The following is a 256-nucleotide window of genomic DNA, read 5'->3' on the forward strand; positions in this document are numbered from 1 at the left end:
GGGTTTTGCCTTTATCGGAATTACAGCCGGTCGCGCCCTGGCGCGTCACCACGAATATTTGTTGAGCGTTCTGTCCCAATCAATGGATCTTTGTTTTCTGTGGAGCGGCCCATATCGTTGCGATCGGCTTGCTCCGCGCCATCCTCTTCCACCAGGACCAGGATGTCCCCTTCCTTGAAGCGATCTTCGTAGCTTTTCGCTTCATCTTCCGGTACGCCGAGTCCGATTAAAGCACCCGCTATCCCGCCAACGCCCG

Annotated in this window: 1 protein-coding gene; it reads right to left on the reverse strand. The window is 55.9% G+C overall.

What is annotated here, in order from left to right:
• Positions 1–20: 20 nt before the first annotated feature.
• A partial coding sequence (locus R0J92_RS24535) for a hypothetical protein (RefSeq protein WP_411053603.1) occupies positions 21–256 on the reverse strand: 236 nt, incomplete at its 5' end.

Source organism: Tritonibacter sp. SIMBA_163 (assembly GCF_046535935.1).
GTDB classification, from domain to species: Bacteria; Pseudomonadota; Alphaproteobacteria; order Rhodobacterales; family Rhodobacteraceae; genus Epibacterium; species Epibacterium scottomollicae.